Annotated in this window: 20 protein-coding genes, 5 tRNA genes and 1 pseudogene; 10 read left to right on the top strand and 16 right to left on the bottom strand. The window is 58.8% G+C overall.

Going from position 1 to position 25452, the window contains the following annotated elements; genetic code table 11:
• Window positions 1–13: 13 nt before the first annotated feature.
• From ACSQ87_RS10660 to gltX, 6 genes are all read right to left on the bottom strand, one after another.
• Window positions 14–553: a TetR/AcrR family transcriptional regulator gene (locus ACSQ87_RS10660; RefSeq protein WP_008028313.1), complete on the bottom strand. Its 540-nt coding sequence runs from the start codon at window positions 551–553 to the stop codon at window positions 14–16.
• Between the two features lie 183 nt (window positions 554–736).
• Window positions 737–812, bottom strand: a tRNA-Glu gene (locus ACSQ87_RS10655).
• 80 nt (window positions 813–892) lie between these two features.
• Window positions 893–968 (bottom strand) — tRNA-Ala (locus ACSQ87_RS10650).
• A 53-nt stretch (window positions 969–1021) separates the two neighbouring features.
• Window positions 1022–1097, bottom strand: a tRNA-Glu gene (locus ACSQ87_RS10645).
• Window positions 1098–1176: 79 nt separating this feature from the next.
• Window positions 1177–1252: transfer RNA gene (locus ACSQ87_RS10640), tRNA-Ala, on the bottom strand.
• A gap of 284 nt (window positions 1253–1536) precedes the next feature.
• On the bottom strand, window positions 1537–3018 hold the full coding sequence (gltX, locus tag ACSQ87_RS10635) for a glutamate--tRNA ligase (RefSeq protein WP_223432071.1): 1482 nt from the start codon (window positions 3016–3018) through the stop codon (window positions 1537–1539).
• A gap of 219 nt (window positions 3019–3237) precedes the next feature.
• On the opposite strand from gltX, the gene ACSQ87_RS10630 reads away from it, so the two are divergent.
• Both ACSQ87_RS10630 and ACSQ87_RS10625 read left to right on the top strand, forming a co-directional pair.
• The gene (locus ACSQ87_RS10630) at window positions 3238–4287 is read left to right on the top strand and encodes an HlyD family secretion protein (protein ID WP_436273595.1); all 1050 of its coding nucleotides are present in this window, start codon (window positions 3238–3240) and stop codon (window positions 4285–4287) included.
• A gap of 49 nt (window positions 4288–4336) precedes the next feature.
• On the top strand, window positions 4337–5827 hold the full coding sequence (locus ACSQ87_RS10625; protein ID WP_223432109.1) for an MDR family MFS transporter: 1491 nt from the start codon (window positions 4337–4339) through the stop codon (window positions 5825–5827).
• 170 nt (window positions 5828–5997) lie between these two features.
• Here ACSQ87_RS10625 and uvrB read toward each other — a convergent pair whose 3' ends face one another.
• Window positions 5998–8013, bottom strand: coding sequence for an excinuclease ABC subunit UvrB (gene uvrB / locus ACSQ87_RS10620; protein WP_223432069.1), 2016 nt, complete (start codon window positions 8011–8013; stop codon window positions 5998–6000).
• Window positions 8014–8350: 337 nt separating this feature from the next.
• Between uvrB and ACSQ87_RS10615 the strand changes: the two genes are divergently transcribed.
• Window positions 8351–9547, top strand: a complete 1197-nt coding sequence (locus ACSQ87_RS10615; RefSeq protein ID WP_095128606.1) for an amino acid aminotransferase — start codon at window positions 8351–8353, stop codon at window positions 9545–9547.
• A gap of 250 nt (window positions 9548–9797) precedes the next feature.
• Window positions 9798–9998 carry a hypothetical protein gene (locus ACSQ87_RS10610; protein ID WP_008151298.1) on the top strand — a complete coding sequence of 67 codons (201 nt, stop codon included), beginning with the start codon at window positions 9798–9800 and terminating at the stop codon, window positions 9996–9998.
• On the opposite strand, the gene ACSQ87_RS10605 is transcribed toward ACSQ87_RS10610, so the two are convergent.
• Window positions 9995–10225, bottom strand: a complete 231-nt coding sequence (locus tag ACSQ87_RS10605; RefSeq protein WP_008007186.1) for a hypothetical protein — start codon at window positions 10223–10225, stop codon at window positions 9995–9997. The genes ACSQ87_RS10610 and ACSQ87_RS10605 overlap by 4 nt on opposite strands.
• Window positions 10226–10452: 227 nt before the next feature.
• Here ACSQ87_RS10605 and ACSQ87_RS10600 point away from each other — a divergent pair.
• Window positions 10453–10528 (top strand) — tRNA-Asn (locus ACSQ87_RS10600).
• 1002 nt (window positions 10529–11530) lie between these two features.
• On the opposite strand, the gene ACSQ87_RS10595 is transcribed toward ACSQ87_RS10600, so the two are convergent.
• A complete protein-coding gene (locus tag ACSQ87_RS10595; protein WP_046047754.1) occupies window positions 11531–13048 on the bottom strand; it encodes a nucleobase:cation symporter-2 family protein in 1518 nt (505 codons plus the stop codon).
• A 241-nt stretch (window positions 13049–13289) separates the two neighbouring features.
• Between ACSQ87_RS10595 and ACSQ87_RS10590 the strand changes: the two genes are divergently transcribed.
• On the top strand, window positions 13290–13775 hold the full coding sequence (locus tag ACSQ87_RS10590) for a hypothetical protein (RefSeq protein WP_223432068.1): 486 nt from the start codon (window positions 13290–13292) through the stop codon (window positions 13773–13775).
• Between the two features lie 3 nt (window positions 13776–13778).
• Here the strand turns inward: ACSQ87_RS10590 and ACSQ87_RS10585 are convergent, their stop codons facing one another.
• From ACSQ87_RS10585 to ACSQ87_RS10555, 7 genes and pseudogenes are all read right to left on the bottom strand, one after another.
• A complete protein-coding gene (locus ACSQ87_RS10585; RefSeq protein ID WP_223432067.1) occupies window positions 13779–14606 on the bottom strand; it encodes an arylamine N-acetyltransferase family protein in 828 nt (275 codons plus the stop codon).
• A gap of 110 nt (window positions 14607–14716) precedes the next feature.
• Window positions 14717–15511: an exodeoxyribonuclease III gene (locus tag ACSQ87_RS10580; RefSeq protein ID WP_223432066.1), complete on the bottom strand. Its 795-nt coding sequence runs from the start codon at window positions 15509–15511 to the stop codon at window positions 14717–14719.
• 177 nt (window positions 15512–15688) lie between these two features.
• Window positions 15689–17095, bottom strand: a complete 1407-nt coding sequence (locus ACSQ87_RS10575) for a DUF1254 domain-containing protein (protein WP_223432065.1) — start codon at window positions 17093–17095, stop codon at window positions 15689–15691.
• A 143-nt stretch (window positions 17096–17238) separates the two neighbouring features.
• Entirely contained in the window at window positions 17239–18810 is a 1572-nt protein-coding gene (locus ACSQ87_RS10570; RefSeq protein WP_436273594.1) for a sensor domain-containing diguanylate cyclase, read from the bottom strand.
• A 65-nt stretch (window positions 18811–18875) separates the two neighbouring features.
• Window positions 18876–19058 (bottom strand): annotated as a pseudogene (locus ACSQ87_RS10565) (aldolase); the annotation flags it as partial.
• Window positions 19059–19230: 172 nt separating this feature from the next.
• Window positions 19231–19626 (bottom strand): hypothetical protein, encoded by a 396-nt coding sequence (locus ACSQ87_RS10560; RefSeq protein WP_223432063.1) that lies wholly within the window; start codon window positions 19624–19626, stop codon window positions 19231–19233.
• Window positions 19627–19773: 147 nt separating this feature from the next.
• The gene (locus ACSQ87_RS10555) at window positions 19774–21531 is read right to left on the bottom strand and encodes a L,D-transpeptidase family protein (protein ID WP_223432062.1); all 1758 of its coding nucleotides are present in this window, start codon (window positions 21529–21531) and stop codon (window positions 19774–19776) included.
• Window positions 21532–21612: 81 nt separating this feature from the next.
• Between ACSQ87_RS10555 and ACSQ87_RS10550 the strand changes: the two genes are divergently transcribed.
• From ACSQ87_RS10550 to copC, 4 genes are all read left to right on the top strand, one after another.
• Window positions 21613–22317: a murein L,D-transpeptidase catalytic domain family protein gene (locus ACSQ87_RS10550; RefSeq protein WP_223432061.1), complete on the top strand. Its 705-nt coding sequence runs from the start codon at window positions 21613–21615 to the stop codon at window positions 22315–22317.
• 110 nt (window positions 22318–22427) lie between these two features.
• Window positions 22428–24125 carry a copper resistance system multicopper oxidase gene (locus ACSQ87_RS10545; RefSeq protein ID WP_223432060.1) on the top strand — a complete coding sequence of 566 codons (1698 nt, stop codon included), beginning with the start codon at window positions 22428–22430 and terminating at the stop codon, window positions 24123–24125.
• A gap of 11 nt (window positions 24126–24136) precedes the next feature.
• Window positions 24137–25024: a copper resistance protein B gene (locus ACSQ87_RS10540; RefSeq protein WP_223432059.1), complete on the top strand. Its 888-nt coding sequence runs from the start codon at window positions 24137–24139 to the stop codon at window positions 25022–25024.
• 55 nt (window positions 25025–25079) lie between these two features.
• A complete protein-coding gene (gene copC, locus ACSQ87_RS10535; RefSeq protein ID WP_223432058.1) occupies window positions 25080–25451 on the top strand; it encodes a copper homeostasis periplasmic binding protein CopC in 372 nt (123 codons plus the stop codon).
• Window position 25452 lies beyond the last annotated feature (1 nt).

Genomic DNA, 25452 nt, shown 5'->3' with positions numbered 1-25452 from the left:
TAATACCTTTAGGTCACAGCACCGCAGACTTGGCGGCGCGCAGCAATCGATCGGACAACTCTCCTGGCCCCAACGCGCGAGCCAAAGCCAAACCACCGACCATCAAGGCCATGTCGGCCAAGGCTTTATCAGTGTCTTCCGGGCTGGCCGCCAACTGCGCGACCATCATTTCCACATGTTCATTCAACGCCACGCGAAACGCGTCCGGCAGGCGCCCCAGCTCACCGACAGAAGCCGGAATCGGGCAGGCTGACTCAGAGGAATCACGGTGTTTGCGAGACAGATAAAATGCAGCGACCAACGCGCGACGCTCTTCGCCGGTCAATTCGGCGTCCATGTCGGCGATCAAGCCACGACGGTGACCGAGCAGTTGCTTGAACGCTTCCAGCATCATCGCGTCCTTGCTTTCGAAGTGCGCGTAGAAGCCGCCGACGGTCAGGCCGGCCGCGCCCATCACTTCGCCCACGCTCGGTTCGGCCGGGCCGCGCTGAATCAGCGCTGCGCTGGCAGCCTTGAGGATGCGTTCGCGGGTTTGAGCTTTTTTATCGTTCATCGTTGCCTCCGAATATTACGACTAGAATATTATTCTCATAATAATTTTACGCAAGTCGTGGATGTGACCGCTGGTCTGAAGAACAGTTTGAAAGAATTAGGGGATTTGGCCAAACGCCAGACAAACAAAAGGGCCATTCAATAATTGAATGACCCTTATAAAATCCCGCAGAGCGGGTAATCGTGGCGTCCCCTAGGGGACTCGAACCCCTGTTACCGCCGTGAAAGGGCGGTGTCCTAGGCCACTAGACGAAGGGGACGCAAAACCTTCTATACAACTGATCAGTGCTGAGAGCTGATCGATTCAAGGCCGGTGTGGCCAGACCTTGAACTGTAAAATTGGTGGAGCTTAGCGGGATCGAACCGCTGACCTCCTGCATGCCATGCAGGCGCTCTCCCAGCTGAGCTAAAGCCCCGGATTTTTCGCCTCGCGGCGGAGCGACATTTTGCAACATCGCTTCTGTAAAACTGGCGTCCCCTAGGGGACTCGAACCCCTGTTACCGCCGTGAAAGGGCGGTGTCCTAGGCCACTAGACGAAGGGGACGCAAACCCTTCTATACAACAGATCAACGCTGAGTGTTGATCGCTTCAAGGCCGGTGTGGCCAGACCTTGAAGTGTAAATTGGTGGAGCTAGACGGGATCGAACCGTCGACCTCTTGCATGCCATGCAAGCGCTCTCCCAGCTGAGCTATAGCCCCTCATCGCTGAGGACGGGGCGAATCTTAATGGCGCATCGGAAGGCTGTCAAACTTATTTTTAAAATATTTCAAAGTTTTTTGCCGACATAACAATCACTTACCGCCGAACCCCATAAATCCGAGGCCATATCCGTCCCAGTAGCAGCTGCCGCAGGCTGCGTTCGAGTGCGCAGCACTCGCGATTCGGCCACCCTGCCCTTTCAGACAGAATGTGTAGCGGCCACAAAGGGCCGCTGCGCAGCCCAACGCAGCCTTCGGCAGCTGCTACACGGGAACGGAGTGGATCAGGCGATGTTGCCCAACAGTTTTTCCCACTCCTTGTTTTCCTTCTTCGACACGCCGCCCAGCAGGTCGATCGCCTGGCGCAGACGGAAACGGGTCAGGTCCGGACCGAGGATTTCCATCGCATCGAGCACCGATACCGAACTGGCCTGGCCAGTGATCGCGGCAAACATCAGCGGCATGGCGTCACGCAACTTCAGCTCCAGGGATTCGACCACCGCTTGAATCGTTGCGGTGATGCTGTCCTTCTCCCACTGACGCAGGCTTTCCAGCTTCCACAGGATTAACTGCATCAACTGACGCACCTGATCGCCCGACAGCTTCTTGGACTCAAACAGCTTGGCGTCCGGGTTCACGCCACCGGCGAAGAAGAAACCGGCCAGCGGTGCAACCTGGCTGAACGTTTCAACCCGACCCTGCACGTGCGGCGCGATCTTCATCATGTATTCCGGGTTCAGCGCCCAGGTTTGCAGGCGCGAAGCGAACTCTTCCACCGGCAGGTCACGCAGCCATTGGCCGTTGAGCCACGACAGCTTCTCGACGTCAAAAATTGGCCCGCCGAGGGAGACGCGGCTCAGGTCGAAGTTATCGACCATTTCCTGCAGCGAGAACTTCTCACGCTCGTCCGGCATCGACCAGCCCATGCGCCCGAGGTAGTTGAGCATCGCTTCCGGCATGAAGCCCATGCGTTCGTAGAACGTCACCGAGGTCGGGTTCTTGCGCTTGGACAGCTTGCTCTTGTCCGGGTTACGCAGCAGCGGCATGTAGCACAGCTGCGGTTGCTCCCAACCGAAGTACTCGTACAGCAGAATCAGTTTCGGCGCCGACGGCAGCCACTCTTCGCCCCGCAGAACGTGGGTGATGCCCATCAGGTGGTCATCGACCACGTTGGCCAGGAAGTACGTCGGCAGACCGTCGGTCTTCATCAGCACTTGCATGTCCATACGATCCCATGGGATCTCGACGTCACCACGCAGCATGTCCGGCACCACGCAAACGCCTTCGCTCGGCACTTTCATGCGGATCACGTGCGGCTCGCCGGCTGCCAGACGACGATCGACTTCTTCCTTGGACAGCAACAGCGCACGGCCGTCGTAACGCGGGGTTTCGCCGCGGGCCATTTGCTCGGCGCGCATCTGGTCCAGCTCTTCGGCCGTACAGAAACACGGGAACGCGTGGCCCATTTCGACCAACTGCTGGCAGTACTTCTGATAGATGTCGCCACGCTCGCTCTGACGGTAAGGGCCGTGCGGGCCGCCAACGTCCGGGCCTTCGCTCCAGTCGATACCCAACCAGCGCAGGGCGTCGAAAATCTGTTGTTCGGACTCGCGGGTCGAACGCAATTGGTCGGTGTCTTCGATCCGCAGGATGAACTCACCGCCGTGCTGCTTGGCAAAGCAGTAGTTGAACAAAGCGATGTAAGCGGTACCTACGTGGGGATCCCCGGTAGGCGATGGCGCGATGCGAGTGCGGACGGTGGTCATGGCAAGTCTCGAAATGAAGATAAAACAAAGGGCGAATGGTAACAGGCGTTGCCCGCCCGGCTCCAGTGAGCAGGGCATTTAAGCCAAGGTTGCGTCTACAACGGGCTCTAGCCTTGGTGAATGGCCGATTATCAGCCGATGGCATTTACCCATCATTCGCTGTATGCCAGATTTGACCACTGATAACTTTCCTTACAATTTCTCGACTACAGTCTGCCCATGCCTGCCCAACTCAAGCGTCGCCTGTCTATTTTCCTGCTGCTCGTCCTGCTGATTGCCGGGGGCTTTTTCGCCCAGTGGTTCTTCAAGGGGCGATTCTATGAAAGCACCGACAACGCTTATGTCCAGGGCGAGATCACCCGCGTGTCGAGCCAACTGGGCGCGCGCATCGATCAGGTGCTGGTGCAGGACAACCAGCACGTCGAGAAAGGCCAGTTGCTGATCGAGCTCGAAGGCGATGACTTCCACCTCGCCGTCGACCGCGCCAACGCTACCCTCGCGACCCGCCAGGCCGAACGCCTGCAAGCCCAGAGCAAACTCACTCAGCAAGCCAGCCTGATTGCCGCCAGTGACGCGCAAGTCGCGTCCAGCCAGGCCAGTCTCGGCCGCTCGCAGATCGACTTGTCTCGCGCGCAAACCCTGCGCAAACCCGGCTACGTGTCGGAAGAACGGGTGACCACCCTCTCCGCCGACAACCACATCGCCCGCTCGCAAGTGACCAAGGCCCAGGCGGACGCCCAAAGTCAGCGCCAACAAATCAACTCACTGAGCGCCGAGATCAAACGCCTCGACGCCATGATCGCCAACGCCAAAACCGATCTGGCCCAGGCCGAGCTGAACCTGACCCGCAGCGAAATCCACGCGCCCATCAGCGGCCTGATCGGCCAGCGCGCCGCCCGCGAAGGCCAGTATGTGCAGACAGGTGCTTACCTGATGTCGATCGTCCCGGATCAGGACATCTGGATTCAGGCCAACTTCAAGGAAACCCAGATTGGTCATATGCAGCCCGGCCAAAAAGCCGAACTGATCTTTGACGCCTACAGCGACATGCCAATCGATGCGCGAGTCGACAGCCTGTTTCCCGCCTCGGGCGCGCAGTTCAGCCTGTTGCCGCCGGACAATGCCACCGGCAACTTCACCAAAGTCGTACAACGGATTCCGGTAAAACTGACCTTCGCCGCGGACAATCCGCTGCAAGGCAAAATTCGTCCGGGCATGTCGGTCACCGCTAAAGTGAACATCAAAGACACGCCTGACGATGGCCGGTGATCAACTGATCCGACCGGTCGGCGAACCGACCCGGCGGGACTGGATCGCGGTGATGAGCGTGATGCTCGGCGCCTTCATGGCGGTGCTCGACATCCAGATCACCAACTCGTCGCTCAAGGACATTCAGGGCGCGCTGTCGGCCACCCTGGAAGAAGGCTCGTGGATTTCCACCTCGTACCTGGTGGCGGAAATCATCATGATCCCGCTGACGGCGTGGCTGGTGCAGTTGCTCTCGGCGCGACGGCTGGCAGTGTGGGTGTCCCTCGGATTTCTCGCGGCCTCCCTGCTCTGCTCCATGGCCTGGAGCCTGGAAAGCATGATCGTCTTCCGTGCCTTGCAGGGCTTCACCGGCGGCGCGCTGATCCCGCTGGCATTCACCCTCACGCTGATCAAACTCCCCGAACATCACCGCGCCAAAGGCATGGCGATGTTTGCCATGACCGCAACATTCGCGCCCTCCATCGGCCCGACCCTCGGTGGCTGGCTGACCGAGAACTGGGGCTGGGAATACATCTTCTACATCAACATTCCGCCGGGGCTGATCATGATCGCCGGCCTGATGTACGGCCTGGAGAAGAAAGAAGCTCATTGGGAACTGCTGAAAAGCACCGACTACCTGGGCATTCTCACGCTGGGCGTCGGCCTCGGTTGTTTGCAGGTGTTTTTGGAGGAAGGCCATCGCAAGGACTGGCTGGAATCCAGCCTGATCGTAACCCTGGGCAGCATCGCGCTAGTCAGCCTGATCACCTTTGTGATCGTGCAGACGTCCAAGCCCAATCCGCTGATCAACCTCGGCATCCTGCGCAATCGCAACTTTGGATTATCGAGTATTTCCAGTGTCGGGATGGGAGTCGGATTGTACGGCTCGATCTACCTGTTGCCGCTGTACCTGGCGCAGATCCAGAACTACAACGCCTTGCAGATCGGCGAAGTGATCATGTGGATGGGCGTGCCGCAGCTGTTTCTGATTCCGCTGGTGCCGAAGCTGATGAAGTACGTCTCGCCGAAATGGCTGTGCACGTTGGGTTTCGGGCTGTTTGGATTGGCGAGTTTTTCATCGGGGGTGTTGAACCCGGACTTCGCCGGGCCGCAGTTCAATCAGATCCAGATCATCCGCGCGCTGGGCCAGCCGCTGATCATGGTGACCATCTCGCTGATCGCCACGGCGTACATTCTGCCGCAAGACGCGGGGTCGGCGTCGAGCCTGTTCAACATCCTGCGCAACCTCGGCGGCGCGATTGGCATCGCCCTCCTCGCCACGTTGCTGGATGCACGAACCAAGACTTACTTTGATTATTTACGTGAAGCGATTGTGCCGACCAACCCGCAGGTGGCCGAGCGCATGGCGTCGCTGACGGACCGGTTTGGCAGTGAGACGGCAGCGCTGGGCAAGCTCAGTGAAATTGCGCATCAGCAGGCGTCGATCATGGCTTACAACGATGCGTTTCACTTTGTCGGGATTGCGCTGGGGGTCAGCATGATTGCGGTGTTGCTGACCAAGGCGTTGCCTGCGGGATTGAAGGCTGGGGAAGCTCATTAATTTCGAGCCATGCACGAACCTGTGGCGAGGGGGCTTGCCCCCGCTGGGCTGCGCAGCGGCCCCAAAACCTGACGCCGCGATGTGTCAGGATTACATCGCTAGCGGGTTTTACGACTGCTGCGCAGCCGAACGGGGGCAAGCCCCCTCGCCACAGGGACCTCGTTTCGCCATCAGACAGTAATCAACCGCTCCCGCAACTTGCCAATCTCGTCGCGCATCTGCGCCGCTGCTTCGAACTCCAGGTCGCGGGCGAGTTGGTACATTTTCTCTTCCAGCGCCTTGATACGCTTGGCGATTTCACCCGGCGAGCGCAGTTCCGCTTCGTACTTGGCGTTTTCCTCGGCGGCCTTGGCCATGCCTTTGCGCTTCTTGCTGCGCGAACCCGGCACGGTGGCGCCTTCCATGATGTCGGCAACGTCCTTGAACACGCCTTTGGGCGTGATGCCATTGGCCAGGTTAAAGGCAATCTGCTTGTCGCGACGACGCTCGGTTTCGCCGATCGCCCGCTCCATGGAACCGGTGATGCGATCCGCGTAGAGAATCGCCCGACCATTGAGGTTGCGCGCTGCCCGGCCGATGGTCTGGATCAGCGAGCGTTCGGAACGCAGGAAGCCTTCCTTGTCTGCATCGAGGATTGCCACCAGCGAGACTTCCGGCATGTCCAGGCCTTCACGCAGCAGGTTGATCCCCACCAGCACATCGAAAGTGCCCAGACGCAGATCGCGGATGATCTCGACCCGTTCCACCGTGTCGATGTCCGAGTGCAGATAACGTACCCGCACGCCGTGGTCGGCCAGGTAATCGGTCAAGTCTTCGGACATACGCTTGGTCAGCGTGGTGACCAGCACCCGCTCTTCCTGCGCCACACGCTTGCCGATCTCCGAGAGCAGATCATCGACTTGGGTCAACGCCGGGCGGATTTCGATTTGCGGGTCCACCAGGCCAGTCGGACGCACCAGTTGCTCGACCACGCGACCGGCGTGTTCTGCCTCGTAATTACCCGGCGTGGCCGAGACGAAAATCGTCTGCGGGCTGATGTTTTCGAACTCGTCGAAGCGCATCGGTCGGTTATCCAGCGCGGACGGCAGACGGAAACCGTATTCCACCAGCGTCTCTTTACGCGAGCGGTCGCCCTTATACATGGCGCCGACCTGCGGCACGCTGACGTGGGATTCGTCGATCACCAGCAAGGCGTCAGCCGGCAGGTAGTCAAACAAAGTCGGCGGCGCCTGGCCGGATTCACGGCCCGACAGGTAGCGCGAGTAGTTTTCGATGCCGTTGCAATAACCCAGTTCGAGGATCATCTCCAGATCGAAACGAGTGCGCTGCTCCAGGCGCTGGGCCTCAACGAGTTTATTGTTGGTGCGCAGGTAGTCCAGGCGCTCCTGCAACTCGACTTTGATCCCTTCGACGGCACCCAGCAGGGTTTCTCGCGGGGTCACGTAGTGGCTTTTCGGATAGAACGTGAACCGCGGCAGCTTGCGAATCACTTCGCCGGTCAGCGGATCGAAAGCGGACAGGCTCTCCACTTCGTCATCGAACAGCTCGATACGGATCGCTTCGAAATCGGATTCCGCCGGGTGGATATCAATCACATCGCCGCGGACCCGGAAGGTCGCACGGGCAAACTCCATGTCGTTGCGGGTGTATTGCAGGTCAGCCAAGCGACGCAGCAACGCACGCTGATCGAGCTTGTCGCCGCGATCAACGTGCAGAACCATCTTCAAATAGGTTTCCGGACTGCCCAGACCGTAGATGCACGACACGGTGGTGACGATGATCGCGTCCTTGCGCTCCAGCAGTGCCTTGGTCGCCGACAATCGCATCTGCTCGATGTGATCGTTGATCGAGGCGTCTTTCTCGATGAACGTATCCGATGACGGCACGTAGGCCTCGGGCTGGTAGTAGTCGTAGTACGAAACGAAGTATTCGACGGCGTTGTTCGGGAAGAACGCCTTGAACTCACCGTACAACTGCGCGGCCAGGGTCTTGTTCGGTGCCAGCACCAGAGTCGGACGCTGAATCTGGGCGATCACATTGGCGATGCTGAAGGTCTTGCCCGAGCCGGTCACACCGAGCAACGTCTGGTGCGCCAACCCGGCTTCGATGCCCTCGACCATCAGGCGGATGGCTTCCGGCTGATCGCCGGCGGGCTCGAAGCGGGTGACTAGCTGGAATTCAGACATGAAAAACCTCTGGGTTCGCGCCTGTCCGGGCGAACCGGGCAGCAACGGGAAAGACCGCAAACGACCGATGTCGCCCGAGGAAAAAACTGGATTGTGCTCAATGTGGAGCCGATTGCCCTCGCTTTCAAGGCAAACGTCCTACATCGGGTAAAACCTTTGACGATGCCAATCGACTAACGGTCGAGAAATAATCGGAAAAACTTACCGTAAAAGCCGAATCGTCTGTCGCCATCAATCGCAGATGGCCTCTATACTAGCTCCCCGTTTGTGCACCGCTCTAGTGCATTCGGCTGGAGCGCGACACGTCCCTCCACTTTCCATTCAGAGCCGCCGCAAAATGAGCCTGTTCTCCGCTGTCGAAATGGCACCACGCGATCCAATCCTGGGCCTCAACGAAGCATTCAACGCCGACACCCGTACCAACAAGGTCAACCTGGGGGTCGGTGTTTACTGCAACGAGGAGGGGCGAATTCCACTCCTGCGCGCCGTTGTCGAAGCCGAGACGATTCGCGTCGCTCAACATGCTTCCCGTGGCTACTTGCCAATCGACGGCATCGCCGCCTACGACCAGGCTGTGCAGAAACTGCTGTTCGGCAATGACTCGCCACTGATCGCCGCTGGCCGCGTCATCACCACCCAAGCCGTTGGCGGTACTGGCGCACTGAAAATCGGTGCCGACTTCCTCAAGCAACTGCTGCCGAACGCTGTCGTGGCGATCAGCGACCCAAGCTGGGAAAACCACCGCGCGCTGTTCGAAACGGCCGGCTTCCCGGTGCAGAACTATCGCTACTACGACGCCGCAACCCACGACGTGAACCGTGTTGGCTTGCTGGAAGACTTGAACGCCCTGCCGTCCGGCTCCATCGTTGTCCTGCACGCTTGCTGCCACAACCCGACCGGTGTGGACCTGAGCCCGGCGGACTGGAATAACGTACTGGACGTGGTGAAAGCCAAAGGTCACGTACCGTTCCTCGACATGGCCTACCAGGGCTTTGGCGATGGCATCGACGAAGACGCCGCAGCTGTACGCCTGTTCGCTGAATCGGGCCTGACCTTCTTCGTCTCCAGCTCGTTCTCCAAATCGTTCTCGCTGTACGGCGAGCGCGTGGGCGCCCTGTCGATTGTCAGCGAATCGAAAGAAGAAAGCGCGCGCGTGCTGTCGCAAGTCAAACGCGTGATCCGCACCAACTACTCCAACCCGCCGACCCACGGTGCAAGCATCGTCGCCGCTGTACTGAACAGCCCGGAACTGCGCGCTCAGTGGGAAGAAGAACTGGCTGAAATGCGTCTGCGGATTCGCGGCATGCGCATTCAGATGGTCGACCTGCTGGCGAAAAACGCCCCGCAGCGCGACTTCAGCTTCGTCGGTCGTCAGCGCGGCATGTTCTCCTACTCCGGCCTGACGGTCGAGCAAGTGACCCGCCTGCGCAGCGAGTTCGGTATCTACGCCCTGGACACCGGCCGCATCTGCGTGGCCGCGCTGAACCAGAGCAACATCGACGTTGTGACCAAGGCCATCGTTGCGGTGATCTGAGTCGTCGAGTGGTAAAAAAACGGGAAGCCCTAGGGCTTCCCGTTTTTAATTGCCTCAGAAAATTCTCAACCCGGCGACCGGGCGCTCTAGACTGCACACAGATCAAATGTGGGAGCAGCGGTGCGGCGATCCGACTTGCTCGCGAAAGCGGTGCAACAGGCAACATTGATATCGACTGACACACCCTCTTCGCGAGCAAGCCCGCTCCCACAGGTTTTATGTACACCCCGAAATTCTTACGAGAGCCAACATGAAAAACGATGACCTACGCGCCGACCGCGATGAGCTGGACCACTTCGTGCCTCGCACCCCGGCCAAACGCGGTAACAACCTGGTGATGCAAGTCGCGGCTGGCGTGTTTCTCGGCGGCCTGGCCTTGTGGCTGGTGCAACTGGCCGCAACGATGCTGTACGCAAAACTGATGCTCGCCACTGTCACATTCGGCGGTTAGGCCAGTTCGGTTGCACGCTGGCTGGCAGCGTCGTCATAGGCGACGTAGAGCGATTCGGCGACCTGGCTTTTGATGGCCTTGGTGCTTTCCAGGCCCAGGACAAACCCTTCGGCCTTGCCACCGGCACGGTTCAATTCATCAGCGGTGCTGGCCTGAGTGATTGCGTCGAACAGTTTTTCGGCGTGAGGGCCGACGCCTTTGGGCAAGCTGATTTGAGCGATGCTCATGCGAACACCCCGTTGTGGCGAGGTGTGGTGGTTGGGTGATTCATGGCGCGTACCTTTTCGGCGAATGGCCGGCAGCGCGTGTAACCACTTCCGGGTGGCCATGGTAGACCTCTGAGGCGATTCTGGTAACCGCCCACGGTCGATAAACCACCGTCCGTCCCCGTGAACCCGCCAAATTGCTAATAGATGCTTGACTTCTCTTTTTGAATCAGTAACATACACGCCATTCCGCGATAGCTCAGTTGGTAGAGCAAGTGACTGTTAATCACTGGGTCCCTGGTTCGAGTCCAGGTCGTGGAGCCAGACAGCAATATCGAAAAGCCCCTGAATCGAAAGGTTCAGGGGCTTTTTTGTGGCCGCCATAAACACGCAATCCCTCAAATCATCCCGCCGTTGAAAGTAGGAAATCTCCTAACTTTCCGTAGCCGAGATTTCTACTTTCCTTTTACCCCCGTAAACCTTGGACCAGAGCGCCAGCAACGACTTCGGTGATGGCCAGATGCGGCCTGTGAATCAGCAACTTTGTACGTTATGAATAGCGCCTTTCGCCTACCGATAGCCTTGGATTGTTCGCGTGTCAGAGTTACTCAAACTCAAGGAGAACACCCTTGTCCCTCACCCTTCAGGCTCGTTGAGCTTTGGCACTCTCCCCCGTCATGCCCAAGTTCGATTTACGGGGAGGTGAGATTTTCCTGAGGGTCGGGATACACAAAGGAATAAACAAAGGGTTCGGCGTCCGGCATGTTTGGGAAGCCCACAAAGTTGACTTGGGAAAGTATGGCTGCCACACCATCGACGATGTCGCGACTCACATAGCCAAAATGGTCGTACCTGGAGCCCCCATCTACTGCGAATTCAAGGAAATGCGAGGAGACCACAGAGTCGCCGTACTCAAAAACCCCACTGGCTCACTCATTCTCGAGCCGAGGAACGAGCGTCGTGGTTTCGGTTACTACGTCGTGACCTGGTATCCCAAAAGACGTGCCGAAGGCACCTTGGTCGGCACCATTGTCAAACCAGATTCCAGGCAATAAAAAAGGCGCCCCAAAGGACGCCTTTTGAATATTTCGAGGAGTAGTCGCAGCGATTCTTTAGCTCCAGACCACGAATGACCTTGGGTTCAGAATCCGACCGGCATGCCAGTCGTCACTACTTCAGAGGGAGCCAGCTTCTCTGCTGCCAACAAGATGGGGGGCCAATACTGGAGGCCAAGCCCAAGGATGCGCAATTGCAGACCTCGATTCCGATTTTCAATCATGACTGGAGCGAGTGTCAACCTGCCTCTCGATCTACCCTTGAGTGCAGTCAGACATGCTCACTGCTTTTCGCATGGATAGGGTGGTGCTCGTCTGACGCATGAGCCACCTCCACCACCGGAATCTCATTCCCGTCGCAGTCACGCAGTTTGCCTTCGCTGAAATAATCCCCTTCGCGCAACGCTGCCAGATCCTGATAACGCAGAACGCGCTCAGTGCCGGCCGCGAACACCGACTGCTGATCGGAGTTACCGGCAGTGAGGTGGTTGAAGGTCAGGTTCAGCACGATGGCCATGATCGCCGACGAGCTGATGCCAGAGTGGAAGATCGTGGCGAACCAGCTTGGGAAGTGGTCGTAGAAGTTCGGCGCAGCGATGGGGATCATGCCGAAGCCGATGGAGGTGGCGACGATGATCAGGTTGACGTTGTTGCGGTAGTCGACCTTGGACAGCGTACGAATACCGCTAGCCGCCACGGTGCCGAACAGCACGATACCGGCGCCGCCGAGGACAGAAGTCGGTACAGCGGCGATGACGCGGCCCATAAACGGCAGCAAACCGAGGATCACCAGAAACAAACCGCCGGTAGCCACCACGAAGCGACTCTTGATGCCGGTCACCGCCACCAGCCCGACGTTCTGGGCGAACGCGCTTTGGGTGAAGGAGCCGAAGATCGGCGCGATCATGCTCGACAGCATGTCGGCGCGCAGGCCGTTGCCCAGGCGTTTGGAATCGACCTTGGTGCCGATGATTTCACCGACGGCGAGGATGTCGGCCGAGGTTTCCACCAGGGTCACCATGACCACGATGCACATCGACAGGATCGCGGCGAAGTGGAAGGTCGGCATGCCAAAGTGGAACGGCGTCGGGAAGCCGAACATCGGGCCTTGAGTGACGGACGAGAAGTCCGCCATGCCAAGGAACACCGCGATCACCGTACCGATGACCATCGCCAACAGGATCGACAAACGCGAGATGGTCGCGCTGCCGATCTTGCTCAACAGCAGAACCAGCACCAGTGTCACCGCCGCCAGACCGATGTTCGCCATGCTGCCAAAGTCCGGGGCATGGCTGTTACCGCCCATGGCCCAGCGTGCAGCCACTGGCATCAGCGTCAGGCCGATGGTGGTGATCACAATGCCCGTGACCAGCGGCGGGAAAAACCTGGTGATTCGAGAGAACACCGGCGTGATCAGCAGGCCGATCAACGACGCGGCAATCACCGCCCCGAGAATCGATTGAAACCCGCCCTCCCCGCCGCTACTGACAATCGCCACCATCGTCGCGACACCAGAGAACGACACGCCCTGTACCAGCGGCAATTGGCAACCGAAAAACGGTAAGCCCAGGGTTTGCAGCAGCGTCGCCAGCCCCCCTGCAAACAATGAAGCAGCAATCAACAAACCAATGTCCGCTGGCGAGAGCCCGGCCGCCTGGCCGATGATCAAAGGCACCGCAACGATGCCGCCGTACATGGTCAGAACGTGTTGCAGGCCGTAAGCCATATTCGCGCCGACCCCGAGATTTTCATCCTCAGGCCGCTGGTGTGAAACATGGGGCGTTTTCATGGTTTGGGGGGTTCCCTGGTTTTTGTTGTGCGCACACTGTATTCAATACTCAGGACAAATGTCTATAGAGTTGTATACAACTAATCAGTCAGATTATGGACACATGGCCATTCCACACCTGAGACTTGCGCCGCACCTTCCCTGATATGAAGCCAAAACCTCCCGGCAACATGACGCAAGGCAAGACGTGCACTACCTTGATAGAGGTACGCTCTTACTGAGTCCACGATAGGAAATCTACATGAGCAAGGCTGACCAACTCGCCGCGAAACTGAAGCAAACCCAGCAGTCCAGCGCCGACGAGACACTCTGTGCAGATCACCAAATAGACAGCTGGCCTGCACAGGTTTACGAGCTGTACCACCTCATCGAAACCTGGCTGGAGCCGCTCAGCGAAGCCGGGCTGAACATCCGGCGAGTGCCGACGCACGTCTTCGAGCGTCATCCCGACGGGGCGACCTACGACTACGCCATCGACCAGTTACTGATTGAAGGCAACCACCACAGCATCACCTTCGACCCCGTCGCTCGTTTCACTGAGGATGGTGCCGGGCGGGTCGAGATCCGCACACAGGCAAAGGCACTTTCGATGCTGCGAACCGTGAGTGAACACGGCGAGACGCAGTGGTGGCTGCAGGCGATCGATCAATCCGGGCAACAACCGGATGCAATTGCCATGACCGAAGACAATCTGCTGTCGGTGGTGCAGGAGGGACTGCAGCTGTGAGGCTCAGGGCTGTTGAATCAGCCCTTCAATAACCCGGCGCAATGCCGCCTCCCGTGGCACCCGAATGTCGAATTCGCTGCGCAACAAACCCAGCAATTCATCCACATCCGTCACTTGCCGCCGTTCAGTCTCACTGCCGATCCGATGAATCGCAAAACTGCCGTTGTTCAGCGTGCGGCGCCACCCTTCGCCGGTGCGCGCCACCATCAGCTGCCTGGCGAAAGACGACTCCGGATGGGTCGAGACGTACCAGTTGCCAACGGCGTAATCGATGTCTTCCTGGCGCTGCAAATCGAAAATGTACATCGCCCGCCATTCGCCGGCGACGTTGGCGCGCAGGGTGAAGCCATCCTCGTGCGGCTCGATGCGATAGGGTTCGTGAGGTGTGAACTGTTCAGCCGGGGTATCGAGCATCAGCGGTGCGGTGGGCACCATGCCGCCGAAGCCGACGTCGGTGATGTAGCGTACGCCGTCAAGGGTCACCAGGCTCAAGCGGTGTGTCCGGGCGGTCCATGCGCCTTCGGGCTGGCCCATGACCACTCGGCCGGAGATACCGCGAGCGTCGAAGCCCAGTGCCTGGAGCAAGGCCAGGAACAGGTTGTTGAGTTCGTAGCAGTAACCACCGCGGCCATCGTGCAGGACCTTTTGCTCGATGGACGGCAGGTCGATGAGCACCGGCTGACCCGACAACGTGGTGAGGTTTTCGAACGCGAAGGCGCCGGTGTGGCGCAATTGAAGTTGGCGCAGGGTTTCCAGGGTTGGCGCCGGAGGCGCGTCGAAGCCCAGGCGCTGCAGGTACAACGCAAGATTGCTCAGGTGTGGCTCGCTCATTGCTCGATCCTTATGCAGGGGGCCGGATTTCTCCGCCGATGGGCGCCATGTATAAGGGATAAAGCGGCTCGACTGACAATTGATTTAGCCAATCGCCGCACATGCCAATATCAACGCTGCTTGCGCGAACTCAAGCGAATCCACGTCGGCGCATGATCACTCGCATGGGGCTCGTTGCGAACCCAGGCATCGACTCCAGCCTGCTGCAGATAAGGACTCAACGCCGGGTTAAGCAACAGATGATCGATGCGCAGCCCTGAGTTCTTTTGCCAGTGCTGGCGAAAATAATCCCAGAAGGTATAGAGCCGATCTTCCGGATGCAGATGGCGCAAGGAATCGGTCCAGCCCTGACCCAGCAGACGCTGATAACACTCGCGGCTTTCAGGTTGCAGCAACGCATCCTTCAGCCAGGATCGCGGGTTGTAGATGTCGAGGTCGGTGGGCACCACGTTGTAGTCACCGGCCAACACCACGGGATGCTCACTGGCCTGAAGCGTCTGCGCGTAGCGGATCAGCCGTTCAAACCACGCCAGCTTGTAATCGAACTTCGGCCCCGGCTGCGGGTTGCCGTTGGGCAGGTACAGGCAACCCACCAGAATCCCGTGCACGGCGGCCTCCAGATACCGGCTATGGGTGTCGCTGTCATCACCCGGCAGGCCTCGACGACTCTCCAGCGGCTGAGCATCCCGCGCCAGAATCGCCACGCCGTTCCACGAAGACTGACCTTGCCAGATCGCGCCGTAGCCAGCGGCCTCAAGCTCGGCGGCGGGGAATGCACTGTCAACCGACTTGAGCTCCTGCAAACACGCAATGTCCGGTTGCTCTCGCGCAAGCCAGGCCAACAAGTTCGGCAGTCGGGCGCGCATGCCGTTGACGTTGAATGTCGCGATTTTCAGGTTCTTCATGTTCCAACGCTCGCAACGCAGGGTCGATGTCCAGTTGTGACCGGGGGTGCGCCCCGGCAGTTGCCTCTACGAGCGAGTCAGGCGACTAAAGGCACGCCCCTACACTGGAAACTCGTCATGCGACGCCTTGAGCAATGGCAGCAACGCCTGCTTTTCCATAGGCCGACTCACGCGGGACTAGGCTGGCTTGACCGGTGGCGGGTTCCACTTGCCGTTCAAAACCTCGGGCTTGGGCCCATACAAACGCATGGTCAGGTTGAACCCGCCCTTCGGTGCCGGCAGCCAATTGGCTTCAAGGTCCTTGCCGGGGTTTTCGTGCTGGAAGTAGATGTCCAGCGAACCGTCGGCGTTCGTCTTGAACGGCATCCAGCTACTGAACGCAAACCGGTTGAGCGCATTGCCGACCTGGAATCCTTCAGGGTCGTACAAGGTGATCGACCAGAAAGCGTTTACCGGCGGCATTTCACCCTTGTCGAAATGCAGCACGTACTTGTTCGCTCCATCGAGTGGCTTGCCTTCGACATCGCCGATGTTCAGTGGATAAATCGCATCCTCGGGCAAGTTGGCGCCGAGCCCCATCTGCGCAACGATCGCGCGCTTGAGGTAGTAGTTGCCGTAGACGCCCATGGTGTCGGTGTTCATCGACCAGCCGTTGACCACGCGGGCGAGGGTTGGAACCTTCCACGTCATCAGCGCCTGCGCGTCCTTGGGCACGGTCTGAAGTGCTGCTTTGATTTCAGGGTCCAACGCATCCATGTCGAACGATTTTCCGGGTTCGATACCGATACGCTTGATCTGCGCCAGGATCGGTTGATCGGTGATGTGCGCAGGGTGCACTTTGAGCAATTCGGCGGCGTAGGCGAAGTAGTCGGCCGCCGACATTGAGTCCACCTGGATCTTGGGCGGGGTCTTCATGTCCACGGCAGGGTCAATTTTCACGCTGGCTGCCTCGGGACTTTTACCCAGTCGGGACAACGGTGTCACGGTGTAGCCAGCCTGAATTTTGTGCACCGCCGCGTAGTCCGCAGCGCCGTCGGTCTTGGTGCGGCCAATGACCCAGACAAAGGGCGTAGGCGCCGGCAGATGGTTCAGTCCGGCAGGCACCGTCCCGGTCCAGCCCGGCGGTGTCACCAGAAACTGCCCCGCTTGGGTGCCCGTGGTGCGCCAACCCGGTGAGGCGAACACATCGGTCCACATGTCGAGCATCGGCAGCAAGTAAAAACGCCCGGCCGTATCGGGCGCTGCGATCACCAGCGGTTCTTGGGTCAAATCCAGCCAGGCAATGGAATACAAGGTGTCGAAGTTCGAGCGCACCACCCCTTTGAAATTGGCAGGTGGATACTGCGGCACGCTGATAAACATATTCATCGGACCTTTACCGAATTCCTTGCCCGGCTCGATATTGGTGAATTGCTTGCGGGTGATGTCCATGGTCAACAGCGGGTAAAAATAAAGGTAGGCATCCACGCCGATGGCGTGTGCTTCTTCGGCTGTGACTTTCGATTGAGCGTGGCTCGCGAGCGGAAAGATGGCGCAGGCTGCAACGGTTAGAGCAACGGCTGCCAATGCTTGAGTAATCAACATTTTGACGATCATCCGTGCGGTGGGGAGACCTGCCGGGATCGGCAGCGTTACCGCAACTCTAGACGATCAATTGAAGGGGATCTGACAGGCAGACAGCCGGCTGGCCGGGGTGTTGCGCGGGTGAAACACCCTCTCGAGACACCTCAACGATCCGAACGCATCAGTGCCTCGACACCGCCCTCCATCGACAGCACCGCCGAGCGGTTTCGCCCCGAATGCTTGGCTTGATACAGCGCCGCATCCGCACGTTCGATGAACACCTCCATACTGTCCCGCCCCGTCGGCACAAACGAGTAACAACCCAGACTGACCGTCACGAAGCCCGTGGGTGAACCGCTGTGGATGATGTTCTTGTCCATGACGCTGCGCCGGATCTGCTCGGCAATCACCATCGCGCCGTGAATGTCAGTGTCGGGCAGCAATATCGCAAACTCCTCACCGCCGTAGCGCACTGCCAAATCGGCTTTTCGATGGCAGCACCCCTTCACCGCCCGCGCCACTTCAGCCAGGCAATGGTCTCCCGCCACGTGGCCATAAGCGTCGTTGTAGCGCTTGAAGTAATCGATATCGAGCATGATCAGGCTCAGCGAACTCGACTGCCGGGCACCTCGGCCGAACTCGATGTCCAGCGCTCCCTCGAACAGCCGGCGATTGCCCAGGCCGGTCAGGCTGTCGTGGGTCGCGATCAGCTTCAGCGCTTCCTTCGCCTTGCGCAAATCCGCCTCGACCTGTTCGCCGACACGCACCTGATAAAGGAACATCCATCCGAACAGCCCCACGCCCAACACCACCAGGGCAACAATGACTGTGGAGCGAAATGCCGTGTCGTTCCAATCCTTGAGAATCGAATCCCTGGACGAGGCGGCAGACACGACCAGCGGATAAGCGTCGAGCTGACGGTAGCCATACAACCGCACAACACCATCGACCAGAGAGCTGAACATCGCGTTACCGGAGGGTGCGTTGGGCAGCAATTTCTCGAAGATCTCGCTCTTGGCCAGTGATGTGCCAATCAGCGATTCCACAAACGGCCGTCGCGCCAGCAGCGTTCCGTCGGTCAAGCCCAAAAACATCGAACCGTTGTCATCAATGCTGAAGCTTTTGAAGAACTGATCGAAGTACGCCATCTTGATGCCGGCCAACAAGACGCCCTGGAAATTGCCATTTTTGTCATTCACACGCTTGGATATCGGAATGATCCACTCGCCATTTTCCCGACTGCGAATCGCCGGCCCGATGTGCGCCAGGGACGAGACGTTCTGCTGGTGGAATTTGAAGTACTCGCGATCCGACACACCCGGGCCGCGCGGCAGATTTTCGAAGGAGCTAACGATCCACTGCCCCTTCTGGTCGAACAGAAGTATCCCGTGCAATTGATTCAGCGCCTGCACCCGCCGGGCGAATATTTTCTGCAAGTGTGGCTTTTGGGGCGTGCCGAAACCGTCAGCCTGAATCCAGTCGGCCAGACTGGTCAGCACCAGATCGGCTTGCATGAAGGTGTCTTCGGCCTGCTGCGCCATGGCCCGCGTCAGGTTTGATGACGCCACTTGCGCCAACGCCAGGTCATGCCGGCGCGACTGCTCCAGTTGCAGGTAAAGCAAACCACACAGGCTCAGGCACACGACCGCAATAAACAGTACCGCTGCTTTGCGCAGAGGTAACCGTTTCAACGTGACGCCGGTGGCGTTGTGCGGATCGTGAAGAGGGGTAGGCAAAAGCTCGTCCTGTAAGGGTAAGGCATGGGCAACACCCCAAAACCCTTATTTTTTGTGAGCTTAGTCTACAGGGGTGTAAGGGGCAAATGTCCTTTGGCTAGCCGCCGCATCGCACTGTGCAAATGCGCCCGAGCACTTTCTGCATCCCCCAGGCGCATTTGCTCGTACGCCCGCCGGGCAATCTCATGGGCCACCGGTTTGAGTTCGCGCTGGGTCGCCATCGCCATCAACTGCACTTGGGCGACACGGCGGTGCGCTGGTCAAGCGCGAACCGGACAGCGGGCCGTGCTGGGCAGCCGCGAGGGAGCACTGACCGCGTTGCAACGGGCGTTGGTGGAGTTTTTGCGCGATGAGCTGGGCCAGGCATGATCACAAAGAATGGGCGTACCACGAACGCCCATTCCTTCTCGAGCATTACCATCAAGGCGCGAGCTTCAGATGTGCGTTAACTCTCCCGTTTTTTGGGTCGACAAACCAATACTCATTATTGGCGACCTTCACTTGGCTGCACTCCGCTGGGTACTTGTTAGGTATGACGCAAACAACACCGTCTTTGAGAGTCCACCGTTCTTTCTCCGGCGCGTCAGGCGCCATCTCGAACACATCGATACCATCGGCTAAAAACCTGATCGAGTAGGGGTGACTGCCCTGCCGGGTGGTTCCATAAAACTGCTTACCCACTAACGAGCTATGAATTTGCCCATCGTCTAGTGTCATCGCTGATGCCGGAACCGGTGGAGGTTCATAACTACTGCTGGTTGCGCAGCCTGCCAAACAGACCATCAGGATCGATGCGCCAAATTTTAATAAAGTCATGCCACACCTTCCTTGTAAGTACCGGAAGAATGTCCGGATAAATCAAAGCTTAGGCGACGCTGATTTACGATCCGACGCAGGTGCCGAACGGTTGACGCAGAGCGCTTGCATCGTTGGTGCATTGATGGCCTGCAAGTCCCGCTTCCTTCACGGCCATTGCCGGTTTTGCCCCGTCGCGACAGCGGAAGTTCCTGCTCGTCGCACATCCAGAACGGGCAATTCCGAAGGCAGATTCAATCCCCGCAGCACCGCGGAGTCGTACCCGTATACGTCAGGTTTAAACATCACTCGACCATCGTTACTCAGGTCCACCGTCCAGTAAGCCAACAGCACCGGCACCTTGACGGGCAGCCTGATGTTTTCGGTTTTGCCGTTAGCCAACTGGGCCTGTATCCCGGCGCTGTTCCAACGAACCGGGTCGTTGAACAACAGCTCTACCAACTGCAACGGGTTCTCCACTCGTATGCAACCTGAACTGGTGGCACGGCGCGATTGCGCAAACAACTCGCGATGTGGCGTGTCGTGGAGATAAATCGAATACTCATTGGGAAACCGAATGACCACCTGCCCCAACGAATTATCCGGCCCGGCATCCTGCCGCAGGGTGATACCGCGCGCGTTATCCCAGTCGACGGTCGACGGATCGAGCACATTCCCCTCTCGATCAAGGGCTCTTATACGGTTGGCGGCAAGGTAGCCAGGGTCTCTTTGAATCTTCGGCAGCATGTCTTTGACGAGGATCGTCGGTGGCACGGTCCAGGTGGGGTTGAACGTTACGTAAGTAATCTCGGATTGAAACACCGGCGTACTGCGGAACGGCTTACCCACCTGAACCCGGGAACGCCATATCGCCTTACCGTCGCGATAAAGCGCCACCTTGTAACCCGCAATATCGACGATGACAAAAGTGCCCTGAAGTTTGAACAGCAACCAACGCGCGCGCTCCATGTTCACCCGAACCTGGTCTATCCGCGCCTCTACGGGCACATTCAACGCAGCCAGTGTCGCGGCTCCCGCCACGCCATCCGCCCCCAGGTATTGCTCGGTCTGATACTTTTTCACCGCTGCGGTGACGCTGTCGTCGTAATCAGTGCGTTGCTTCTTTGATGGGGCCAGATAACCACCCACCACCAAACGTGCTCGCAACTGCGCGACAGAGGCGTCATCCATGCCTGGCTTGAGCGATTGGCCTTCGGCAATCTTCGGCCAGCCACCCGCATCCCGAACCTTGCGCAGTTGCGCCAGGCCTACGCGCAGGCTACGGTAAACCGCCTCTTGTGGCGGCGCTTGCGCAAAGGCGCGCGCCACGTCATGAGCATCAAGCGCGGCGAACAAGTTATTCATGTCTCCACGAGGATCGGCGCCGACAGGGTCGAAATTCCAGTGGATGTCCAGACGCGAAGGGTCAACCTTGCCGCGCCGCAATTGCAGCAGCGCCGTGATAAAGGTCCGGGTCGCCGCGATATCGAACGCCGCCCGTTGCGCCACCGTCGGCTCTGCTGCCTGCATCGACGCTCTGGCGTTAGCCAACTCATCAATATGAAAGTCCGCAGGGTCCAGCCCGTCGGCCCGGGTCTCGCTCAGGCTTTTCAATAACTGAATGACATCGTTGTCGTTCGCCCAGGCCGAGCGATAACCCCGATGCATGTAAAAATCCATGACCACACGACTCGGATCCACCCGTTGATGACCACGGGAAGTGAGCAAGGGTGGAAACGCTGAACTCAATGGCTCAAGTGCCGCCTGAATCGTTTGAGCGACGTAATCGTCAGGTGCTGCGCCAGTTCTGCTGATGGCAGCAGATACCGCCTCAATCGGCGAAGTTTCTGCCATCGCTGCGCCGCTGATCAGAAAGCCCATAAAAAAGATGCGGCTTATGACGAATAACCTTGTTAACTGCCCCATGGATAATCCTTAATCGCCCCGTATTCAACGGCTAGCATCCTGCACACTGCTAGACTCGAAACATTAATGTGAGACTTTCATATGGCGCTAGACCGCTTTGGTTTCCTATTCACGGCCTTGCTGCTGACGTCAGTTTCGGTACCGGCAGCCTACGCCGATTCGCTTGAAACCGCGCTGCTCAAAGCAGCACCTGGCGCCAACGCCAAAGTCATCGGGCTGGCCGTACGCGCTACCCAATGCAGCTTGGCCCAAGGTAAAGCACCTGTCCAAAGACTTGCTGTCATCGACTACTCACTGCCTTCGACCGAACAACGGTTGTGGGTGTTCGATCTGAAGAAACGTAAATTACTGTTCCACGAACTGGTCGCCCACGGTCGCAACAGCGGCGAGAACATGGCGGTCAAGTTCTCCAACCAGAATGAAAGCTTTGCCACCAGCCTTGGTTTATATCGGACCCAATCGAGCTATGTCGGCCAAAACGGTTATTCCTTGCGCATGGAAGGATTGGAGCCGGGTTTCAACGACAACGCATTTGAGCGGGCGATCGTTATTCACGGGGCGCCCTATGTCAGTCCGGTTCTTGCCCGAGCGAATGGCCGGATCGGTAGAAGCCTGGGTTGTCCGGCTGTGCGGCCGGCGATTGCGCATAAGCTGATTGATTCGATGAAAGATGGGCAGTTGTTGTTTTCTTACTATCCGGATCAGCGTTGGTTGAAGTCGTCTTCGTATATCAATTGCGGTGGCGGCACTGTGGCCGCAGCGTCAACGCCCGATACACGCCAATAAATACGGCATGAACCTGACAAAACTGTAATCCCCGCCTCAGCCTGCTGAAAGGCATCGCCCGTTAGCCTCGTCGTCAAGCTCTCTCCACGCTGACGGACCGGGAACACGGCATGCACTCCAACACATCAAGACGCACCTTCGTGAAGGGCCTGGCCGCGGGCGGGCTCCTCGGCGGCCTCGGGTTATGGCGCACGCCTGTCTGGGCGGTCACCAGTCCTGGCGAACCTCAGGTGCTGGCGGGCACCGATTTCGACCTGCTCATCGGCGAAACCCCGGTCAACATCACCGGCAACCCGCGCACCGCGATGACCATCAACGGCGGTATTCCCGGCCCCCTGCTGCGTTGGCGCGAAGGCGACACAGTTACATTGCGGGTGAAGAACAAACTCAACGCCGACACCTCCATTCACTGGCACGGCATCTTGCTGCCGGCCAACATGGACGGCGTGCCGGGGCTGAGCTTTCACGGCATCGAGCCGGGTGGGATGTACGTCTATCAATTCAAGGTCCGACAGAACGGCACGTACTGGTACCACAGCCATTCAGGCTTACAGGAACAGTCCGGCGTTTACGGGCCGTTGGTGATCGATGCGAAGGAGCCGGAGCCTTTCCAGTACGACCGCGATTACGTGGTGATGCTGACCGACTGGACCGACGAAGATGCCGTCGACCTGATGAAGACGCTGAAAAAACAGTCCGATTACTACAACTACAACAAACCCACCGTGGGTGATTTCATCCACGACGTCAGCGAGAAAGGTTGGGGTTCCACGGTCGCCGATCGAAAGATGTGGGCCGAAATGAAGATGAACCCCACGGACCTCGCCGACGTCAGCGGCGCAACTTACACCTACTTGATGAACGGCCAGGCGCCGAACTCGAACTGGACGGGCGTGTTCCGACCGGGCGAGAAGCTGCGCCTGCGCTTCATCAACGGCTCCGCCATGACGTACTTCGACGTGCGCATTCCCGGGCTGAAAATGACGGTGGTCGCTGCGGATGGGCTGCACGTCAAACCGGTGAGCGTCGATGAGTTTCGCATTGCGGTGGCGGAGACCTTCGATGTGATTGTCGAGCCGACCGAAGCGGCTTACACCTTGTTCGCCCAGTCGATGGATCGGACTGGCTTTGCACGCGGCACGCTTGCAGCGAAGGCTGGTTTATCCGCGCCGGTACCGCCGCTGGACCCTCGACCGCTGGTGACCATGGATGACATGGGCATGGGCGGGATGGATCACGGCAGCATGGCGGGCATGGATCACAGCGCCATGGCCATACCCGGCATGCAGTCCCACCCTGCGACGGAAAACAACAACCCGCTGGTGGACATGCAAGCCATGACCACCGCCCCCAAACTCGACGATCCCGGCCTCGGCCTGCGCAACAACGGCCGCCGCGTCCTGACCTATTCCGACCTGCGCAGCACCTTCGAAGACCCGGACGGCCGCGAGCCGAGCCGTACCATTGAATTGCACCTCACAGGCCACATGGAGAAATTCGCCTGGTCGTTCAATGGCGTGAAGTTCTCCGATGCCGAACCCGTGCGCCTCAAATACGGCGAGCGGGTTCGGGTGGTGCTGGTCAACGACACGATGATGACCCACCCGATCCATCTGCACGGCATGTGGAGCGACCTCGAAGACGAGAACGGCGAGTTCATGGTGCGCAAACACACCATCGACATGCCGCCCGGCTCCCGGCGCAGCTATCGGGTGACCGCCGATGCGCTCGGTCGTTGGGCCTATCACTGCCATCTCCTGTACCACATGGAAATGGGCATGTTCCGTGAAGTTCGCGTGGAAGAATGAGGCGCCTACCGATGACCAGACTCACTCCAATTTCATTGGCACTCGTGACCGCGAGCCTGACCCTCTCTTCGGCGATGGCCGCCACCGACGACATGCAGAACATGGATCACAGCCAGATGCAGGGCATGGACCCTAGCCAAATGCAAAGCATGGACGACGGCCAGATGCAGCCAGCCGCGCCGACCGAAAGCCGCACGCCGATCCCGGCACTGACCGATGCCGACCGCGCCGCGGTGTACGCCAGCCCAACCGGCCACGGCGTGCATGACACCGCGCTCAACCATTACTTCCTCGCCGACAAACTCGAATGGCAGGACGCTGACGACGGCAGCACCCTGGCCTGGGATCTCTCCGGCTGGATCGGCGGCGACATCGATCGCCTGTGGCTGCGCTCCGAAGGCGAACGCACCAACGGCAAAACCGAAGACGCCGAAATCCAGGCCCTGTGGGGCCACGCGATCTCCCCGTGGTGGGACGTGGTAACCGGCGTTCGCCAGGATTTCAAACCCGGCGATCCGCAAACCTGGGCCGCGTTTGGCGTGCAAGGGATGGCGCTGTACAACTTCGAAACCGAAGCCACCGCCTTCATCGGCGAAGGCGGCCAAACCGCCGCGCGACTGGAAGGCGACTACGACATCCTGCTGACCAACCGGCTGATCCTGCAACCGACCGCCGAACTCAACTTCTACGGCAAAAACGATCCGCAACGGGGTATCGGTTCCGGGTTATCCAACACCGAAGCCGGCTTGCGACTGCGCTATGAAATCCGCCGGGAAATCGCGCCTTACATCGGTGTGACCTGGAACCGCACCTACGGCAAAACCGCCGACTTCGCCAACGATGAAGGTGAGGATCGCAGCGAAGCACGCCTCGTTCTTGGCGTTCGCCTGTGGTTCTAAACGCATTAACTCAACAACCAAAAAAACAACCGCTTAAAGCGGTAAGAGGCCTTGCATGCGCATGATTAAAACTACCGCTGTTGCCATTGGGCTGCTCATGAGCGCGCTCGCTCAAGCGCACCCGAAACTGCTCTCTTCCACCCCGGCGGAAGGTGCGGATGGCGCGACACCCGGCAAAATCGAACTGCACTTCTCGGAAAACCTCATGACCCAGTTCTCCGGCGCAAAATTGGTCATGACAGAAATGCCCGGCATGGCGCACTCCCCCATGCCCATGAAAGCCAAAGTCTCTGGTGGTAGCGATCCGAAGACCATGGTCATCACACCGCTTTCGCCACTGCCTGCCGGCACCTACAAAGTCGAATGGCGCGCGGTGTCGTCGGACACCCACCCGATCACCGGCAACGTCACGTTCAAAGTGAAGTGAT

The sequence above is a fragment of the Pseudomonas sp. LjRoot277 genome, from assembly GCF_964253845.1.
Taxonomy (GTDB): Bacteria; Pseudomonadota; Gammaproteobacteria; order Pseudomonadales; family Pseudomonadaceae; genus Aquipseudomonas.
Note: the sequence above shows the minus strand (reverse complement) of the source record. Positions and strands in the feature narration are given on the sequence as shown.

Excerpts from the sequence above, each read along its gene's own strand:
- ACSQ87_RS10540 (WP_223432059.1), top strand. The coding sequence starts at position 24,137 with ATGACCAGACTCACTCCAATTTCATTGGCACTCGTGACCGCGAGCCTG.
- ACSQ87_RS10555 (WP_223432062.1), bottom strand. The coding sequence starts at position 21,531 with ATGGGGCAGTTAACAAGGTTATTCGTCATAAGCCGCATCTTTTTTATG.
- gltX (WP_223432071.1), bottom strand. The coding sequence starts at position 3,018 with ATGACCACCGTCCGCACTCGCATCGCGCCATCGCCTACCGGGGATCCC.
- ACSQ87_RS10615 (WP_095128606.1), top strand. The coding sequence starts at position 8,351 with ATGAGCCTGTTCTCCGCTGTCGAAATGGCACCACGCGATCCAATCCTG.
- ACSQ87_RS10545 (WP_223432060.1), top strand. The coding sequence starts at position 22,428 with ATGCACTCCAACACATCAAGACGCACCTTCGTGAAGGGCCTGGCCGCG.
- ACSQ87_RS10575 (WP_223432065.1), bottom strand. The coding sequence starts at position 17,095 with ATGTTGATTACTCAAGCATTGGCAGCCGTTGCTCTAACCGTTGCAGCC.
- ACSQ87_RS10605 (WP_008007186.1), bottom strand. The coding sequence starts at position 10,225 with ATGAGCATCGCTCAAATCAGCTTGCCCAAAGGCGTCGGCCCTCACGCC.
- ACSQ87_RS10585 (WP_223432067.1), bottom strand. The coding sequence starts at position 14,606 with ATGAGCGAGCCACACCTGAGCAATCTTGCGTTGTACCTGCAGCGCCTG.
- copC (WP_223432058.1), top strand. The coding sequence starts at position 25,080 with ATGCGCATGATTAAAACTACCGCTGTTGCCATTGGGCTGCTCATGAGC.
- ACSQ87_RS10560 (WP_223432063.1), bottom strand. The coding sequence starts at position 19,626 with ATGACTTTATTAAAATTTGGCGCATCGATCCTGATGGTCTGTTTGGCA.
- uvrB (WP_223432069.1), bottom strand. The coding sequence starts at position 8,013 with ATGTCTGAATTCCAGCTAGTCACCCGCTTCGAGCCCGCCGGCGATCAG.
- ACSQ87_RS10590 (WP_223432068.1), top strand. The coding sequence starts at position 13,290 with ATGAGCAAGGCTGACCAACTCGCCGCGAAACTGAAGCAAACCCAGCAG.
- ACSQ87_RS10630 (WP_436273595.1), top strand. The coding sequence starts at position 3,238 with ATGCCTGCCCAACTCAAGCGTCGCCTGTCTATTTTCCTGCTGCTCGTC.
- ACSQ87_RS10580 (WP_223432066.1), bottom strand. The coding sequence starts at position 15,511 with ATGAAGAACCTGAAAATCGCGACATTCAACGTCAACGGCATGCGCGCC.
- ACSQ87_RS10660 (WP_008028313.1), bottom strand. The coding sequence starts at position 553 with ATGAACGATAAAAAAGCTCAAACCCGCGAACGCATCCTCAAGGCTGCC.
- ACSQ87_RS10610 (WP_008151298.1), top strand. The coding sequence starts at position 9,798 with ATGAAAAACGATGACCTACGCGCCGACCGCGATGAGCTGGACCACTTC.
- ACSQ87_RS10595 (WP_046047754.1), bottom strand. The coding sequence starts at position 13,048 with ATGAAAACGCCCCATGTTTCACACCAGCGGCCTGAGGATGAAAATCTC.
- ACSQ87_RS10550 (WP_223432061.1), top strand. The coding sequence starts at position 21,613 with ATGGCGCTAGACCGCTTTGGTTTCCTATTCACGGCCTTGCTGCTGACG.